Origin of the sequence: Sphingobacterium siyangense (assembly GCF_023277505.1) — a bacterium.
Lineage (GTDB): Bacteria > Bacteroidota > Bacteroidia > Sphingobacteriales > Sphingobacteriaceae > Sphingobacterium > Sphingobacterium siyangense.
Genome location: NZ_CP080574.1, coordinates 459,238 through 477,571 on the forward strand (window position 1 = coordinate 459,238; position 18,334 = coordinate 477,571).

At 39.8% G+C, this 18,334-nt stretch carries 12 protein-coding genes; 1 reads left to right on the forward strand and 11 read right to left on the reverse strand.

Annotated elements, in window-relative coordinates; translation table 11 throughout:
• The first annotated feature begins 32 nt into the window (after positions 1 to 32).
• Positions 33 to 2,510 (forward strand): phosphocholine-specific phospholipase C, encoded by a 2,478-nt coding sequence (locus K2F45_RS01835; RefSeq protein ID WP_248932945.1) that lies wholly within the window; start codon positions 33 to 35, stop codon positions 2,508 to 2,510.
• 117 nt (positions 2,511 to 2,627) lie between these two features.
• Here the strand turns inward: K2F45_RS01835 and K2F45_RS01840 are convergent, their stop codons facing one another.
• From K2F45_RS01840 to K2F45_RS01890, 11 genes are all read right to left on the reverse strand, one after another.
• Positions 2,628 to 3,971 carry a TlpA family protein disulfide reductase gene (locus K2F45_RS01840; RefSeq protein WP_248932946.1) on the reverse strand — a complete coding sequence of 448 codons (1,344 nt, stop codon included), beginning with the start codon at positions 3,969 to 3,971 and terminating at the stop codon, positions 2,628 to 2,630.
• Positions 3,972 to 3,983: 12 nt separating this feature from the next.
• Positions 3,984 to 5,210, reverse strand: a complete 1,227-nt coding sequence (locus tag K2F45_RS01845) for a thioredoxin family protein (protein ID WP_248932947.1) — start codon at positions 5,208 to 5,210, stop codon at positions 3,984 to 3,986.
• A 45-nt stretch (positions 5,211 to 5,255) separates the two neighbouring features.
• Positions 5,256 to 6,773 (reverse strand): retropepsin-like aspartic protease, encoded by a 1,518-nt coding sequence (locus K2F45_RS01850; RefSeq protein ID WP_248932948.1) that lies wholly within the window; start codon positions 6,771 to 6,773, stop codon positions 5,256 to 5,258.
• A 171-nt stretch (positions 6,774 to 6,944) separates the two neighbouring features.
• A complete protein-coding gene (locus tag K2F45_RS01855; RefSeq protein ID WP_083663459.1) occupies positions 6,945 to 8,468 on the reverse strand; it encodes a PKD-like family lipoprotein in 1,524 nt (507 codons plus the stop codon).
• A 23-nt stretch (positions 8,469 to 8,491) separates the two neighbouring features.
• Complete coding sequence (locus tag K2F45_RS01860) at positions 8,492 to 9,259, reverse strand: DUF4843 domain-containing protein (protein WP_172840637.1); 768 nt, start codon at positions 9,257 to 9,259, stop codon at positions 8,492 to 8,494.
• A gap of 10 nt (positions 9,260 to 9,269) precedes the next feature.
• Positions 9,270 to 10,700: a RagB/SusD family nutrient uptake outer membrane protein gene (locus tag K2F45_RS01865; protein ID WP_075990741.1), complete on the reverse strand. Its 1,431-nt coding sequence runs from the start codon at positions 10,698 to 10,700 to the stop codon at positions 9,270 to 9,272.
• Between the two features lie 10 nt (positions 10,701 to 10,710).
• Positions 10,711 to 14,169, reverse strand: a complete 3,459-nt coding sequence (locus K2F45_RS01870; RefSeq protein WP_248932949.1) for a SusC/RagA family TonB-linked outer membrane protein — start codon at positions 14,167 to 14,169, stop codon at positions 10,711 to 10,713.
• A 34-nt stretch (positions 14,170 to 14,203) separates the two neighbouring features.
• Positions 14,204 to 15,319, reverse strand: a complete 1,116-nt coding sequence (locus K2F45_RS01875) for a FecR family protein (RefSeq protein ID WP_248932950.1) — start codon at positions 15,317 to 15,319, stop codon at positions 14,204 to 14,206.
• Between the two features lie 209 nt (positions 15,320 to 15,528).
• Positions 15,529 to 16,086, reverse strand: a complete 558-nt coding sequence (locus K2F45_RS01880; RefSeq protein ID WP_075990743.1) for an RNA polymerase sigma factor — start codon at positions 16,084 to 16,086, stop codon at positions 15,529 to 15,531.
• A gap of 197 nt (positions 16,087 to 16,283) precedes the next feature.
• Complete coding sequence (locus K2F45_RS01885; RefSeq protein ID WP_248932951.1) at positions 16,284 to 17,009, reverse strand: DUF4998 domain-containing protein; 726 nt, start codon at positions 17,007 to 17,009, stop codon at positions 16,284 to 16,286.
• 6 nt (positions 17,010 to 17,015) lie between these two features.
• Entirely contained in the window at positions 17,016 to 18,290 is a 1,275-nt protein-coding gene (locus tag K2F45_RS01890) for a DUF5000 domain-containing lipoprotein (RefSeq protein WP_248932952.1), read from the reverse strand.
• Between the last annotated feature and the right edge of the window lie 44 nt (positions 18,291 to 18,334).

Below are 18,334 nucleotides of genomic sequence, written 5' to 3' on the forward strand. Positions count from 1 at the left end.
TTGAATTTAGTAGAGAGATAACAAATTTATTTATGGATAGCAGAAGAGATTTTATCAAGAAGGCTTCATTGTTAGCTGGTGTTTTTGGCTTACAGAGTGCTATGCCAGATGCCATACAGCGCGCATTGGCGATTGAACCTATAACAGGAAGTACCTTTTTAGATGCCGAACATATTGTATTATTAATGCAAGAGAATCGTTCTTTTGATCATAGTTTTGGAACACTTCGTGGGGTTCGGGGATTCAATGATCCACGGGCGATTAAATTACCTAATGGTAACCCTGTATGGTTGCAGTCCTCGGCTGCAGGTAAGACCTATTCGCCGTTTCGACTGGATATCAAAAATTCAAATGCTGCCTGGACCGGAAATTTACCACATTCCTGGGAAAACCAGATGGCAGCCCGTAATCAGGGAAAACATGATAACTGGATCGAAGCGAAGCGTCCGGGGGGAAAGGTCCTGAAAGAGATTCCTTTGACGATGGGTTATTATACACGTGAAGATATTCCTTTTTATTATGCATTGGCTGATGCTTTTACAATCTGTGACCAGCATTTCTGTTCATCTATTACAGGTACAACAACCAATAGGCATTTCTTTTGGACGGGAACCTGTGTGCCTCATAAAGGGGCTAAACCATTGGTGCGGAATTCAGATATCTATTTTAACCGTTGGGCACATTGGAAGACTTTTCCTGAGCGCTTGGAAGAAGCAGGGATCTCCTGGAAAGTCTACCAAAATGAAGTCAGCATAGAAAGCGGCTTAGACGGTGAGGATCTGTTGGGAAATTTTACAGACAATAATTTGGAATGGTTTGCACAATATCATATTGAATTCAAGAAAAGCCATCTTGATTTTATGCGTAAACGTGTTGCAGAATTACCCGCTGAAATTCAAGAACTAGAAAAGGCATTAGCGAATAATAGCTCTGAGAGTGTTCAGAAAACACAGAATAAACTCAAGCAGAAGCGGGAGCAGCTGAATAGCTATCAAAAACATTTGGCACGTCTTACGGATCATGCTTTTCAGCAGCTTCCTAAAGAACAGCGTGCCTTGCATGAACGCGCTTTTCAGACGAATGAGGGTGATTCTTTCTATCGTGAGACAAGCGTGGTGACACAGGAGGGTGAAAAGATTACTGTTCCTAAGGGAGATGTTTTACACCAATTTAGACATGACGTGAAATCTGGGAAGTTACCTGCCGTGTCGTGGCTTGTAGCACCACAAAGCTTCTCAGATCATCCGAGCGCCCCTATGTATGGAGCTTGGTATGTTTCGGAGCTTTTGAATATTCTGACAGAGAATCCCGAAATCTGGAAGAAGACTATTTTTATTCTGAACTATGATGAGAATGATGGTTATTTTGACCATATTCCTCCTTTTGTAGCACCTAACCCAGCAGATAGCCATTCAGGAAAGACTTCGCCGGAATTAGATTATAGTGGTGAATATGTGAGTTTAGCACAGGAGCTTGCCGACGGTGAAGAAAAAGATAATGCAACGGAAGGCCCAGTGGGGCTCGGTTACCGCGTACCTTTGATTGTGGCGTCACCTTGGTCAAAAGGCGGTTGGGTCAATTCGGAGATTTGCGATATCACATCGACGATTCAGTTTATGGAGCATTTCTTTGAGAAAAAGTTGGGCAAGCATGTGAAAGAGGAGAATATCAGTTCGTGGCGCCGGGCCATTACAGGTGATTTGACATCGATATTTCGGAAAGCTGAGGGAGCGAATGCTGTTGATTTGCCTTTCCTTGATCGGAATCAGCAGATTTATGCCATTGATCAGGCAAAATCGAAACCACTACCTAATAATTTTCATGTTTGGTCGAAAGAGGATGCCGCAGGATTGCGGTCTAAAGGTCATTCCACTTTACTGGCAAGACAGGAGAAAGGTCAGAAAAACTCCAGCGCGTTGGCTTACGAGCTTTATGTCAGAGACTCATTTGCTAAGGAACACAATCAGATTCATCTGACACTAGAGGCCGGTAATAAGGTCTTTGGTAGTAAATCGCTAAACAGCCCATTTAATGTCTATAGTGGACCGAGTTATAAAGACGGAGTGAAATTTTGGCCATTTGCAGTTGTCGCTGGTCAGGAACTAAGCTTTGACTGGAACTTGGCGGACTTTAAAGATCACTACTACGATTTGACTGTGTACGGACCTAATGGTTTTATGCGCGGATTTAAAGGACAGGAAGAACCCTTATCTGTTGGAGCGACCTATGAAATCGGGAAGAAAGGTTTGTTGACGGGTAATCTTGTACTGGAGGTTCATAATCACGGGGAAAAATCATTCCGTGTACATGTAGAAGATAATGCTTATAGTACATGGAAGAAATCGATTGTACTTGCGGCAGGGAAATCTACGAAGTGGATTGTGGAATCTCATAAAACCCATGGTTGGTATGATGTGACGCTGCATGTTGAGGGAACCAAATTTATACGTCAGTTCGCTGGTCGCGTAGAAACGGGTAACCATTCGAAAACTGATCCTCAGTTGGGTTGATTATGATTCGTTAAGTATTTAAATAATGAGTAGATGACTCATACGCTGACTTTATAATGGAAGATCCCAGTTTTATCTACTGGGATCTTTTTGTATAGGTAGGCTGTAATTCGGTTTTTATTTTTTACTCCATTCTTCGAGTAGTGCCTTCAATTTAGGGTCGCTTGGTCTCGGACTATCGGCTGAGATCAGGTTGCCAGATTTGTCGATGAGGATATAGCGTGGAATCGAGTTGACTTTATAGGCGTCTGATAGGGTATTTCCAGATCCTGCGTTTAATTGGATACCTTTTAAGTTTTTTTCCTTTACATAAGCCTCCCATTTGGGTTTATCTTGATCAACGGAAACCCCAACAAAAGCAACTGATTTGTTTTTGAATTCCTCGTTCAATTTTTCCCAATGTGGTTCTTCTGCACGACAGGGACCACACCAGGTTGCCCACATATCGATTAAAACAACTTTACCTTTTAGGTCCGCAAGGCTAACTTTTTGACCACTAATATTCGGATAGCTAAACTGAAATGCAGGTACACCAGTTTTTGTCTCTACAAGCTTAGCTTCAACAATCTTTGCACGTTCAATCTGCTCAGGTAAAGTAAAGTATTTTCTATAAGTATTATTCATTTCCTGAAAGTCGCTGTAAGAGCGTGCTCCTTCGAGACGTTGTAGCACATATTGTCCTTTAAGCACATCGGGGCCTATCGCAGTAACCTGTTGATCAAATGTCGGTTTCGTTGCCAAGTCTAACTTCCTGTACACCATATTACTCATGAAACGATCTCCGTAAGGAAATTTAAGAAGCTCAGTTGTGAGAAAGCGATCTGCATTAAATTGCGTATAATAGTCGCTCATTTCCTCTTTGCTCGGGTGTGCCGTACGGGGCATGTATAAATAGGAGATCGCATAATAAGCAAAATCGTAATCTACTATTTCAGGGAAAAATTTATCGAAGTTTGTGTTTCCGGTTTTAACTGCTTTTTTGATACCATCGAGTTTTCCTTTGAATTGTTCCACCTCAGGAAAGAAATCTACATAGGTACTCATACCACCCGGTGTTGTTCCTTTATCATGGAAACTTTTTGAAAGTTTGTCCCAATGATAAAGCGCCTCATTTTCGGGACTATTCTTGCCAATAAGTTCATATTCACTCGGTGTCAATTTTAAATTAAGTTCCTCACTGCCTTTGAAATAGAAGCGGAACAATCCCTGTTGATTTTGTGCGGTTCCGCTACCAATCGAATATAAGCCTTCATACTCTGGTGTGAAACGGAATCCAAATCGGCCACCAGCATCCGGAATAGCTGTTGCAATTTCTTTTAGTCGTCCATTGAGTACTTTGAATAGGCCTACACGTTTTACTTTAATAGGATCTGTTGTTCCGGTAACATTGCTCGGTTGTTGTGCTAACACAACAATCGATGAAACGAATGTCGTCAATAATAAAATGGTTTTTCTGATCATGATTGAATTGGTTTAACTAAGTGTAAATGGAATAATTTTCTTGATATCTTTCGCTTGAAATAAATCTGGATTCTTTTTATCTATAGCATCTTTCAAGGCAAGTATTTCTTTTTTTAGTGTGGAATGATTGGAGCTAGACAGATCAGCGTTTAAGAGTGTCTGCACAGATTTTGTCGCGTTTTTAAAGTCTTTTAGATAGTAATAAAGTAAGGTCAAGCGGTAGTTGTCGATGACATCTAGTCGCCCTATACTTTGCTGTTGCTGGTATTCGGCTAATATTTTATTTAGTATTTTAGGCTCCTTCGCTTGGTCTATGATGACTTGTCCCAATGCATTGCTTCTAAGATCCCAAGTCGTGTAAAGATTGAATTGCGTGATCAATTTCAAATAGGTATCGGCATCTTTGGAGCTTGTGTAATAATTGGAGATAAACGCGGGTAAGAAGGTATCCCATAATTTGTCATTAAAAGTTGGACGAATATAAGTGAGCATACTTTCTAAGCTGTCCAGCTGTTGCGCAGAACCATATTGTTTGCTTTTCTTTGATGCCATTGCTGAAATTTTATTCCGAAGTAGATTACTACCGTACATCTTGATGAGTTGAGGTAGGTGTGTGTAAACCCAATCGTTGTATTTCGGGAATGAGGTAACGCTATTGGCTAAAAATGCTGCTTCGCCGAAAAGGTCTTTTTGTTGATCCAGATAGCCTTCTAATTCTGCAAAATCGTGCTTCTCACCAGTCTTGATAAACCGCTCACTATAGGGCGCTGGATAGTTATTGTCCAGACTATTATTAAAGGCTAGAAATAATTCGGATTTGCTGCGCTGAACGGCTTCTTTTAAGAATGGGACAAATCGGTCTACCCCAAAGAATCCTGATTCGGTCAATAGCGTTTTTCCATCTGGATTTACAATAACATAAGTTGGGAAACCGGGGGCACCGTATTTTCGGGCCAGTCTTTTGCCGTCCATCTCCTTCATCACGTCGGTTTTGTAGAGAATATAATTGGCTTTGAGTTCACTGACCACAGCAGGGTCTGGGAATACTTGCTTATCCATTTCCGCACAGGGCATACATCCGACAAAGTAAAGGTCAATAAGGATAAGCTTGTTCTCTTTTTTTGCCAGCGCTTGACATTCGGCATAAGTTCCTTGAACTATTTTTTCCTGCGCATGCAACAGGCATGATAAGAGCAGACCACAACAGGTTGTGACCATATAGAAGATCTTTTTTTTCATCTAATCTGTGTTTTGAGCGATTGTATATTTAGGGCCTCTCAGTTGTTAAATTGTAATCGTTTTATTGTCGGCAACAGTAATGACAATGGGCTGTTCCTTTGCTTTTAGTCTTATTTCTTCAATCAGCATCGGTTTTTTCTTCAGTTGATCTTCGGTGTAATTGTCGACCCTTTGAATTATGGTCCCTGCTTTTAAACCATCGGGGTTTTCAAGGGCACCTATTATTCCTAAGGCTTTCAGTCGACCAACATTGTCCCATCCAAATTGATAGTTTTTTACCAGAAAGTCTTGCGGGGCGGTATGTAGCTTATTCGGTGAAAAATGGACCTCATTATCTGCTAGATTGATTGTGATATTGTATCTGCTGAGGAGTCGGACGCCTATGGATCCGTCAAATCCTGGCTTCCATTGCTCGTTTGCGGAACTACCTCCCATTAATGTAATGGGTAAACCTTTTACGGCGGGTAGTGGTGAAATAGCAAATTGATAACTGTTACCGGAGAAGGTCGGTGAAGAGACGCCCATGCTTACGGTTGCTGCCTGAGCTTCGGGCTTAAATCCACTAACAAGTAACTTATTTTGGCGTACAAAGGGACGGAAACAGATGAGGTCATAGGATGCTCCGGTATCGAATACAAAATGTCCTGTATACGTTTTGCCTTGTATGATTTCAAGTTGGCCGGGAAGAATCATTACTCCCGCGGGCATTGTAATCGGAACGGTAGTTCCTTTGTCTTTATATTGAAAATCTCCAAAATCATAGAGCGAAATTAAGTTTTTGTCGTAATCGATGTGGGTAATAAATTGACGAATCAATGTATTACCAATGATACCATCACCTTCTTTCCCCATTTCTGGGAATATCGCAATACCCTGTCCGTTTAATTTTAAAGTATCTAATAGAATGCTGTTATTGTCCGATACTTGAATTTTGGTATTGCCACCAACCACAGAAGCATTATTCTCTCTTGTGACCTTTAGGCCAATAGCATTGGCTAATTGTTGATTTACAGCCATGCCGTCCGCTCCAGTATCAAACAATAGTCGTAATGGTTTTTCGTTTCCGTTGATTTTGACCTGGAGATAAATGGAGCCGTTTTTGTTTTCGAAGGGGATAATAGCACGTAATTTTGTTTTTTCCATGCGCTTGACCCCGTAGAGTTCGTCGAATAATGAAAGATGTATTAATTTACCAGATGAATCTAGTAAAGCTTGTGCATGCACCGTTTTATTTTCCGCACTAATTAGGTCTAGGTTTATTAGAGAGCCTTTTTTTGTTTTTTTATCTGTTTTTGACTCAATTTTTGAAACTGGATAATTTTTAACAATTTGGTTCAAACGAAATCTGGCTCCAGCATCTGTATGTCCTGCTATTGAGAAGTTGGGGGCCAATTCTCCAGCTATGAAAGCGGTGTCTTTCTGCTGGAAAGTTTGGAAAAGGGTTTTAGTAAAGGCAGTCCCGGATTGAGCGTGACAATAGAATCCTGTCAACGCATATAATCCAAGCAAAAATGACCTTTTAATTTGTAGATATTGCATAAAATCGCTTATAATCTCTATCATGCCCCTATGCTCATTGGCTTGAAGGATGATTTAATCTGTTTAGTGTAATACAAGGGTTATTGACTTATCGATCAAGCTCGTAATCCATTTCGGACTGAAGCTTGTTGAAATTCATACTATTCCCTCAAATCGATATATGGGAATAGTATGAAGAAAAATATATTTTGACATTTAGCGTTCGCGATAAGTTAAGCTTTTGATTCGGCCAAAACCTGTATATGATTTATCTAGCACAATGTTTGCATTTAGCCCTGGAACGTTATAAATGTTTAAGCTCCCTTCGGTACCATCTGCTTTGCTAGGGTTATAAAAGCCTACCATGAGTTTATTCCCACTAGTATATTTTGTAGTATTTTTGAATTCATAGAAATTCAAATAACTAATTTTTTTATCCCCTAGGTCCACCATTAGTTTGGAGGTTTTGTAGGTCATGTCGTATTCATAAATTTTACTACCAACATTGTAAAATAGGTATCCGAATTCGGGGTTAAATGCAAAGAGTTCTGCTTTATCTATGTCTGTGCCAATTATTTCGCTGTAGTAAGTTTGTGCGGTGCTGACAGCGTTGAACCTCACAAGGTATTTTTTTGACCCATTGGGCTCTTTTAGGATAGCGAAGATCTCACCACCATTGTAGGCCATCCAGCGCATATACAGCATATCTAGACCTGTATTAAAACTGAATAACCTAAGATCTTTTTCTGGGTCGAAAAGAGTAGTACAAGTTGAGGCAGTGGATACATGACGCACAAATCTTCGATTCGTTTTATCATATAATATAATGGGATTGGAGATGTCTGTATGCCGTCCCCCTATGAAAGGGGCTACCTCAAATCCTTTTTCTTCGGCAGCAATGTAATTGATCGGAGTCGAGTAAAAGATATTGAGTGCCCGTTCGTAAAAGTAGGCATTTCCGTCACCTAATAAATAGGACGATCCGCCATTTCTTTGTTGGATTACATCGGCATAAAATCCGGCTGGAATTGTGCCAATCATTTCATAGGACAGTCCCATGGTATTTGTCCATTTAAAGGTATTGGGATCTACCTTGGTTGTGCCGGTTGTTGTGCCCAAATACAGCCCATAGCTGATCTTGTCTGGTCCGAGCAGTAACCCCGTTGCGTATGTGTAGGTCATGACAGGTTTGCCTGTTAATGTGAGCTCCGATCCAGTATATGCTAAAATGTCGTTATACACATCAAAGGTGTTGGATGAATTTAACACGAGCATATCAGCTCTGGCCTTTCCATTGGCTTCGTTCATCATAATCCAACCTTCATTGATTTCGTTGACCACTTTAAGTTTGAAAGGACGTGTATATTTTATTCCAGTCTGTTTGTCTGTGACTGAAAAATATGCCTGATAGCTTCCTGCAACGAGATTCATTTTAATGTTCAGATCTTTTTCTTCACTTAGTGAGAATATTTCCTGACCTCCCAGACCATTGGAGCCAATGTAAGCCCACTGGTATTGATAATTATCTTCAACAAACTTACTGTCTTGCGTAAATTGTATTTTGGGGTTTAACTTCAGGTCCTTGCCGATAAGGGCAGTGACTTCATTGGGTAGTTCTGTAATCGTATCCAATTCATTTATTTGAGAATAATTATAATTTCCAAGATCCTTTTTACAGCCTCCCAAGAACATACATGTGATCAAGAAGCTAATAATTGAATATGAGATGTTTATTTTCATTTTTTTTATTTTAAGTCTGTAAGCTATTGCGCGGAACTACCCATGTTCATCGGTTGGCCATCTTCGTCTAAGATGAGGTTGCCCGCTGCTTTCTGCTCATTCAGATACCGTTGCATAAATTTACCATAAGCCAATGTTTCAGCAATTGAAATATTGGTATCCATATATTGTGGGTCGACATTAAGGACTTCAACCATTAAGTTGAGTTTTTTACGGGAAAAAGTCCCGAGATAGAAGTCCAGCCAACGCGCCGGCTTTTTTATTATATCATTAATAAACCATCTATAATTAATAAAATGCAGCTTTTGACCAGTTGTCTGGTTCGTCACTTTATACTGCATATCGGCTGAAAAATTTTCATTTTCGAGGAGGTCAAAACTGAGTATGAAATTTTGATCCTTCATATCAGGAGTTCTCATAAATCTGAGCCATATCGTATCCCGAAGTTGATTCTTTTTGATCGATAAATCTTTGGTTATCATTTGATAGTGCTTGCCTTCGATTGCAGTAGAAGATGAATTTATGGCTATTTTATAAGGCCGATCTTTATCTACTGAGTTTCCTATTGTGGCAATGACCATATGCACAAGCGAATCGACTGTTGTTCCTTTAATCAGGCTGAAAGAGATCACTGTAGAATCTTTAAGGACCTCTGAAGAATAGGCGAGGGGCCGTGCAGTTTCATTAAAATAAACGGTAGGTTTTCCTTCATACTTGTGGAGCTCTTTTTCACATGAAAAGAGGCAAGCAATAGTTGCGCAAGCTAGGAATAGGTAGTGTATATTTTTCATGGTTAGCATTTTATTGTCTATAAATAGATTCAGAGTCTGGGAGAGGAACGTTGTAGTTTATCGTTACGTTGCCACTTGTTGCAGAGCCATTGGCCACGGAGGTTACGTTTCTTCGCTTGTAGTAATAAAAAAGCTGTCCTTCTCCGAATAAATCCTTTTGATACTCTTTTTGTAGCTCGGTCGAAATGTTTACAGTTGTTGCCAAAGGTAATAAGCCCCGGTTGGCGCGGACTATATTGAGCAGAGCTATTCCGTCGGCAGTATTGGGCTCACATTCGGCTGCGATATAATATATTTCGCTTATTTTGAGCAGTGGAACGCTAAAACGAAAAGTTTTGGTCTTGTCGACGACATCTGCGTATTTAAGAAAAGTTTTATATGGTTTTGATCCATTGGAAGGCATCTGCCAGTTTAAATTGTATCGATAATCATTTTCATTATTTTCATATACGGTTGCTAAGCGACTTGGCGTTGGAGCCAATATTTGCCTTTCACTAATTGAAGGATCGAACCAGGTTAGATAACGATTGTATAGTTGGGAGTTCATCACGCCAAATAGCATTTCTGTTGAAAATACACGATCAGGATTTTGTTTTTCAACTAAAGCATTGGCGGAAGTCGTCCATGGAAACTTGTCGCTTGCAGCGATCACCTCTTTAGCTGTAGTTAATGCACTGGCTTTGTCACCACGATAGAGATAAGCTCGCGCCTTGAGGCCTTTTACGGCGTAATAATTAAGCCTGTAATTTCTGTTATTGCTTAGAAAATCGACGAGATCTTCTGGTTTGGCAACGTTTACCCCCTTTGTGATAATAGGATCGTTTTGAAGTAAGGTTTCGGCAATGTTTAAATCCGCTAATACGATGTCCATAAATTCATTGGCGGGTAATAAAGGATTTACTTCAGTTTTACTGTTTTTATAATAAGGTAAACTCTGCTTGGTAGAATCTGCCGTTGAGTATCGAGGGCCATATAAACGTAATAGATCGAAATGCAGGAATGCGCGCATGGCAATTGCCTCCCCCCGATAGTTATTTTCTGTGGATTGATCCAAAATACCTTTGTATTTATCCAGATTCTCCAAAAAGACGTTAATATTTAAAATGGTCGCATATGCATTCGACCAGATGTTCTCCATACGGTCTACAGTTGGTTTATCTTTGTAGGCATAAGTTGAAGTCTTATACTGATTGTGCTCAGAACTAATATTGTAGCGCTGACCGAGGATTTCGATGGTAGAAAGTGTAAGATTATCTCCATATAACTGGTTTCCTGCAAGATCTAAATAGATACCATTGAGTACGGATCTGATGCCGTTTTTGGAACTGTATAACTCAGATTCGGAGACTTTGTCTTCTGGTTGGACATCTAAAAATTTTTTGCAGGAGAAAAACGTTATAGTTGTCAACAGAATTAGGAGAATTTTAATAGTGCGTTTCATAAGTCAATAATTAAAATGATGCTCTGAAAGAGAAGGCGAATGTTCTAGCATAAGGGTAGGATATACCGCGTTCTCTTCTGACGGTAGAAAAATAAAGGAAGTCATTGGCCATCAAGTTGACAGACAGTGATTTTAGTTTCATGCGCTGTAGCCAAGGACCTTTGTCAAAGAGATAACCGATGTTTAAGGTTTCGCTACTGAGCGTGTTTAAGGATTGGACAAATCGTGACGATATCGGTGTAGTTGTCGTTTGGGAGATTGCTTTAAATTGTGCAATATCTCCTGGTTGTTGCCATCGGTCATATAGTGCACGTTTGTCCTGGTTATTTACAATGTTGGTGAAGTTAATATTCTCCACTTTGTCAAATAATGCAGTATTGAAGATATCGCCGCCTAGTCTATAGCGGAGCCCTAGTCCAAATGTAAATCCTTTGATTCGAAGGTTTGTAGAAATTACCCCTTCGACTTTAGGAGCGGTATTTCCGACATTGGCTACGTCAGCACCGCTATAATCAAAAGTGTATTGTCCATCTTTAGTCAAGAAAACTTCTTTTCCTGTGGTCGGATCAATCCCCAGGGATTTGGTCGCCCAAATAGCTTCAGCACTATTTCCGTCTATATATCTGATTAAGGATTTGGATGTTTCCTGCTGTTTGTTGAGGGTTCTTAGAATGTCTCCAAATCCGCCATATTGGCTCTTGTAGCTTGCGGCGGTAAGCCCAATATTCCACGTGACTCCTTTTTCAAGATTATAAATCGGATAAATCGTAAGTTTAGTCTCCAGTCCTTTATAGGTTAGACTGCCAATATTATAGGGATAGGAAAATACGCCTGTTGAGGACGGTAAGTCTACCGGAACGATTAAAGGATCTGTTTTCTTGTTATACGCATTGATATAACCTGTAAAACGATTGTTGAATAGGCTGAAATCTAAAGAGGTACTGATCTGTTGTGTTTTTTGGGGCTCTAAATTGGGATTCCCCAACATATTAAGTGTTACGCCCTGACCGAACTGGTTATAATTTGTACTGGTATAATTGTATAATGAAATTGAGCTGATGTTAGCGAAATTCTGATTACCTGTGACACCCACATTTCCGGTTAGCCGTAACGAGTTTATCCAGGGCATTTTTTTTGCGAATGCTTCTTTGTGGATATTCCATCCTAAACCGACGGCATAATAGGGAGAGAATTGTTTATTACTTCCATAAGCCGTTGATCCATCAAGCCTGTACACGATATCAAATAGGTAGCGGTTATCATAAGAATAATTTGCGCTTAGTGTTGTATTGACCGTACGATATGTGCTACTTGATGCTAGTGGAGCGCCATCGAGTAAATAATTATAGGCAAAACGCGGATTGCCCGTGTTTCCTGCCGGAAATCCTTCAGCTACAGTTTGATAGGCATCGTTTTTGTTTTCAGCGATTGTATTGCGCCAGTTTGCATTTAATTGATGCTTTTGTGCGAAGGTTTTATAAAAGGTCAACATAAAATTTCCTTGATAGGAAAAATTGTTATTTCGACTGTCCGTATATCTTCCTTTCCTTAAGGTTGGTGTTTCGAAGAAATCGCTCATCTCGGGCGATTTATAGATTTTTCCTTCTGTTGTCCCTTTTGTTATTTGTAACGCAGCATTTGCTCTTAGATAACCCGTAATGTCATAGTTGGCATTAAAGTTATTCTGTACCTCTAGGTTTTTGGATTTATTATATTGTGGCAGCATAGCATCATATAATGGATTGGCAACATAGAAGTCGACAGAGGAGTTTGATTTACGACTGATTTCCAAATATGGGGTTTCCAAATTTTTTTCATAATAGGGATTTGTATTTACCCAGGTGGAAAATGAACCATATTGAGATTCGGTTGTCTTGTTCCCTCTGATGTAGGTAATATTGTTGATATTTACCTTATTTTTTCGATAAGTTAGGTTGATACTACCACTATAGCTATCCCTTCCTGATCCAATCATGGCTCCTTTTCCTGTCCTATAGTTTAAGCCAAGGTTGTAGATAAAGGTCTCGTCTCCACCAGCGGCATTAATTGAGTTATTGGTTGAGAAACCATTTTGTAACGGTTCACTTAACCAGTAACTATCAACTCCTTTTTTTACAAATGAAAGGTGTTGATTGTATAGGCTATCGAGATAGATTTGATGTGTGGGGCTTACCGATGAATTGTAACGCCCGGAGAGTCTTTCGAATTCCAATTTTTCGGTGGCATTCATCATATTGTATGCGGACAAATCGGGCATTTCGAACCTAAAATCCTGTGTGTACGTAAACTGTAGCTCACCTGGTTTTGGTTTTATAGTCTCTATAACAACAACGCCGTTAGACGCTTGTGAACCATATAACGCTGTTGAAGCAGCATCTTTCAATATGGTTACTGATGCGACACGATTCATGTCAAGATCAACAATAGTCTGTATTGTTGTTGGAAACCCATCCAATACAAATAATGGCTGATTGGGATCAGCCCCAAATTGGTCTGTAAGTGTTGAGCTGGGAATACTACTCTTGCCACGTACTTCAATCACTGGCATGACATTGGGATTCGAACCTGCTAGATTGTTCTCAATTTGCAGAAAAGAAGGATCTAAAGTTTTCAAACTTTGAATAATGTTGTTGTTGCTTACTGCTTTTAATTCAGTACCAGAGAATTTTGTGGTCGTACCTGTAAAGCTGTCCTTATTTCTATTGATTCCTGTTCCTGTAACTACGACTTCTTCGATCATGTTGTCCTGCCTGCGAAGTTTAATAACCATTCCGTTGATAGACAAGTATGCTTTGATTTCCTGATTTTCGTAACCAATGAAGGAGACAATGAACATTTCATTCAATGAAGTGATAGGCAGAACGAATACTCCATCCGTATTGGTTTTAACGGATTTCTTATCATCATTTTTTTGCCGTATGGAGGCACCTTCAACGGGTTTTCCGTTTTCATCAAGTACCTTCCCAGTAATGTACTGTTGCCGGATTTCGCTCACATTGCTGTTATTCGAGGACTTTTTGGGCGCTGGTTTAATCACCACTGTCTTATTAACAATCTCATAGTCGAGGCCATTCGGTTTTAGAATGGCATCCAGTGCCTGCTGTAAGGTTCCGTTTTCAAATTTAACACCGGTATCCTTGATCTTTTCGAGTACAACGTCTTTATAGAAAAAACTATAACCAGATTGTTTTTCCAGTTGTTGAAAAACTTGTTTGACGGACGATTTGTTTGAGTTGATAGAGATGCGCTGTGCATTTGTTGTACCATAGAGCTGCATCAAGCTGATCGTCAAAAGTGCCGAAACAAGGTGAAAACGCAGTTTGTTTTTTCGGTTAAATACGGGGGGTAATTTGCTGTCATTACTGCTCTCCAGAATAGCCCGAGGCCAGGTGATGGCATCTGAGTTTGATGAAATTTGGACATGGTTATCCCATGGGACCGAAGGTTTGGCCTTCCTATTGTTTTGCATTAGGTTAATGTTTTTTAAGTTCAGTATTAATAATTTAGTTTTTCAGTAGGATTGTTTTTTGTTGATTTTTATTCTGTACGATGTCGAAATTCAATCCAGCAGTTTGGAGGACGGTTAGGATTTCCTGCAAATTCATCTGCTTATTGATTTTTCCACTAAATCGTTCGTTTATTTCGGAGTCGTCAAGACGGACGTTGAGATCGTACCATCTTGCTAACTGTTGCATGATTTCATTTGCTGTGGCATTATGGAAGGTAAAATAACCTTCACGCCAGGTTATATACTCCGCGGCATCCACATTTTTCTTACTAAGAGCAGTGCCTTTAAAATTCGCTTGCTGGTTGGGTGTCAAGAGTATTTTCTGCTGCTGATGTTGTACTTCAATTTTACCTTCAACAAGTGTTGTTTGCGTCGTAAGATCATTATCATAGGCATTGATATTGAAATGGGTACCCAAAACTTTGACTTGTTGATCAGTTGTTTTTACAATGAATGGTTGTTCTGGATTTTTGCTAACTTCAAAATAGGCTTCACCATGTAATTCAACTAAACGCTCTGGGCCTATGAATTTCGAAGGGTAGCTCAAGGAGCTATTCGCATTCATCCATACTTTGGTCCCATCTGGAAGTACAATTTTAAATAGTTGCCCTCGAGGTGTTGAAAGCGTATTTTGAACGATGTGATTTGCATTGTCATTATAGACAAGTTCTCCGTTTTTGATTTCCTGAACGCCTTCAATGGCTTGGGTAGCTTTACCTTGGTTGTTGAGTATGACGACTGCTCCATTTTCAAAAGTAAGTTGTACATTTTCCTGAACGGGGCGTATCATCGCTACTTGCGCAGGTGCTATTTTGTCGAACACTGCATGCTGATAGTAGAAGTAGCCCATGGCAAAACCGAGCGCAATCGTAATCGAAGCCGCTATACGAATCCCATACCTATAGCCAATTGATTTAGGTTCGGGGAATCTCATACTATGATTTAGACGTTGTAGTATACGGTGCTGAGTTGCTTGAATATCGTTATCCTTGGGCATGTTGTTTGCCTCAGCTTCTTCAAACCATTTTTTCAAGGTATCGTATTCGGCTTTATTTTCGAAGCCCAATAGATAGTTTTTGATTAGTTTTTGCAGCGTATTAGGTACTTTCATCTAGTTAAATCTATTTATTCATTTGTAAGCAGTCTCTTTAAGAGATTTATGTTGCCTTCGACTGTTTCAGCTATGATTGAGTTATCAGTGATATGCATTATCCTGTATCACTTGAATACATCATGATGACTTCACAGGTCGTTTGGTTAGCCTTGTATAGATATAGTCATCGAAAAAACTGAAAGCACCTACGCTAAAATGAAAAAAAATTAAAAAAATGAGAGAAAGGTGTGGAAGTCTTTGGTAACTAGGCGTAAACGTTTTAGAGCTTTGTTTATTTGATTCTCAACGGTACTTTTTGATAGGCCGTATTCAAGGGCTATCTGGTTGATGGATTTGTGGTTGATGCGGCTTTCATTGAAAATAATTCGGCAACGTTCAGGAAGATTTTGTATTTCTTCTTGAATGAGGTCCAATAGATAGCGGTAATGTAAGCGATCTTCGATTGGCGCATCATCGAGGATGATATCTACTTTATCGATATCCACCCTATGCTGTTCGTGATTTTTATTGAAGTAGGAGAAGGTGAGGTAGCGTGCGCCAGTTTTGAGGTAGGATTCGATATTATTGATTTCTTGCAATCTACTCCGGTTTTTCCAGATACTCAAGAATAAGTCATGCAGGATATCTTCAGTTGCTTCGGTGTTTTTAGTTTTGGGGTAGACGTATTGGTAAATTGTTTTCCAAAAATGATTATATAGTGCATCGAATGCAGTTCGGTCGCCTTCTGCGATTTGTTTCAGCCAAAGTGCAATTGTACTATCCATTTTAGTTTCCAATTATGGCACAAATGTATCTAAAAAAAGATAGTTAAAAAAGGTTAGCGGGGGAACTGCTTTAGAAGCGTTTCCCCGCTAACCTTTTCTGTTGTAATCTGCGAGATCAAAAAATGCATGTAAGGAAATCGCTGTTATTTACCTTACCAAGTATCGTCGCAATAGTTATAATTTTGTTGGCATTCGCACTATTTGCTATAGTTCTGTTCTGTAAATGCAGTATAGAAATAATCGATGGAAACTTGTACAGGTTTGTAAACAGTTCTGTATTTGACTGTACTTGGACTTACAATGTTTTTTAAGCTTGCAAAGTCCTCATAGGGGGTAATGCGAACTGTCGTGGAATCTCCTGAAGTGTTAAGATAAGTAACTTCCGTAAACTGCATTGGGTAAAATGTGCCCTGTCTAGGTAGGTTGTTCTCTCGCGCCAACACTAGGAAATGCTCGCTGGTATTTGATTTGTCAAATTTTGAAAATGAGCGATTTACAAGGGTCCGTATATAACTCTGACCGTAAATAAACTGACTCGAGGTTACTGATCGAGAACTATCACCCTGACTGGTAAATGAATAAACGTTTGCAGTATATGTTGCTTCCGAAAGTGCATCTAAGGTGATGAGTTTGATTTTACCATGTTCGCTACCTTCTATCGGATAATTTTTTACTTCTGGCGTAGGCGAGAGACTGCTCCTTAGATAGACTCTAACACTATTCACTTTGGGGTCTGTCGTTACCTTAAACCGTAGTATCCCTCTTTGGTTACCGGGGATAATAGATAGCGAATCTATCCGGCCCGGATAGTAAATTTCCCCATTTTTTAGGTATTCCCCATAATAGTAGTCTGACGGCTTGCAACTGTAGGTTAAAAGGACAGTACCCAATACGATCAGCATATAATTCAATATCTTTTTCATAATTTATCAGTCTACGTATTTTCCATATAATTTCAATTCTGATATAGCAACTGTGAGGGCATTACCTAGTGGTTGTTCTCGAACGCCGTTCCATGTACAGTTTACTTTTATGCGGAAATATTTGAATCCGCTCGGGTTGTCCCAGTTTACTTCAAAATCTTCTCCCTTACGTGCATAATCTTGATCCTCACTATTTGCGTTAGTGCCAAAGGCTAGGCCGGATGGACGGACGCCTTCAAATGTTCCAAGTAATGTCCAAGAATCCCAGGAGCCATCTTGTGCAGGTGAATTACTGCCATAAAGTTCGAATTCTTTTGGGTGTGTAGCTTGAAACAATAGCCCATAATTGTCGTTTCGACCCCAAAGTTTGACCCGACTTACCTGTGCCTTTTTACGGGCATCCAACGTGAATTGGAATGGGATCGGAGCAGCCTTCCTCCACCACTGCTTGTTTGTGATATAATATGGTGATCCTTCAATTCCATCAAATAGTGATACCTGCATTTCGGCACTTCCGCCTTGTGCATTGTAATTGCTGATGTAATCACCATTTCTATTCATATCGCTATAGGCAGTAATGCCGTTGTAAATTAATAAATTGTTGATTTCATATTCTTCTTGTGGTGTTAAATTGCGACGAATGGTGTCTGATACGTTACCCCATTGATCGCGTATTACAATACCGTAGGTTGTTGCGATCGGTTGTTCTCCACGAACGCGAATAACACCTTCTTTGGATTTTGTATAGGTCTCGTTTAAGACATTCCAACCGATCTCTTTGGTGGTTGGATTTTCCCCATATTTGAATACACTTAAAATAATATTTGCCGCATCTTTATTTTCAAATTTGAGGTTTACGCCACCAAATGTGCTATAGAAAAAATCATTAGATTTAAACGATTCGGCTAAAATGATATAATTGGGCTTTCCTGTCTTGATTTTAATGGTAACAGGATCAGACTCCACATCACCAACCGCAACAGCAACAAGCTTAACTTCGTGTTCACCTATCGCAGCATATCCTTGCACAGCAAGTTGGTTATCGTATATGCTGGCCTTAGTGACCATTTCTTTCCCATTTTCCAATGTATAGGTTGCCTTCACATAGCGTAAGTCGGCTGAAGTCGGTAAATCGTAGCTGATCTTTGCTCCGCCGGGAGCTTCTTCATAGGCAAGATTCTTTAAGGTATTCGGTTTTTCTCCTTGTCTTGCTGCGGTAATGCCTATGTCTTCCTTGCAACTTGTCCATAGTAATGGAGCCATCAAAAGGATTGCTAGCATGATTGGAGCGGTTTTATTTATTAAATTTTTCATTATGCGATATT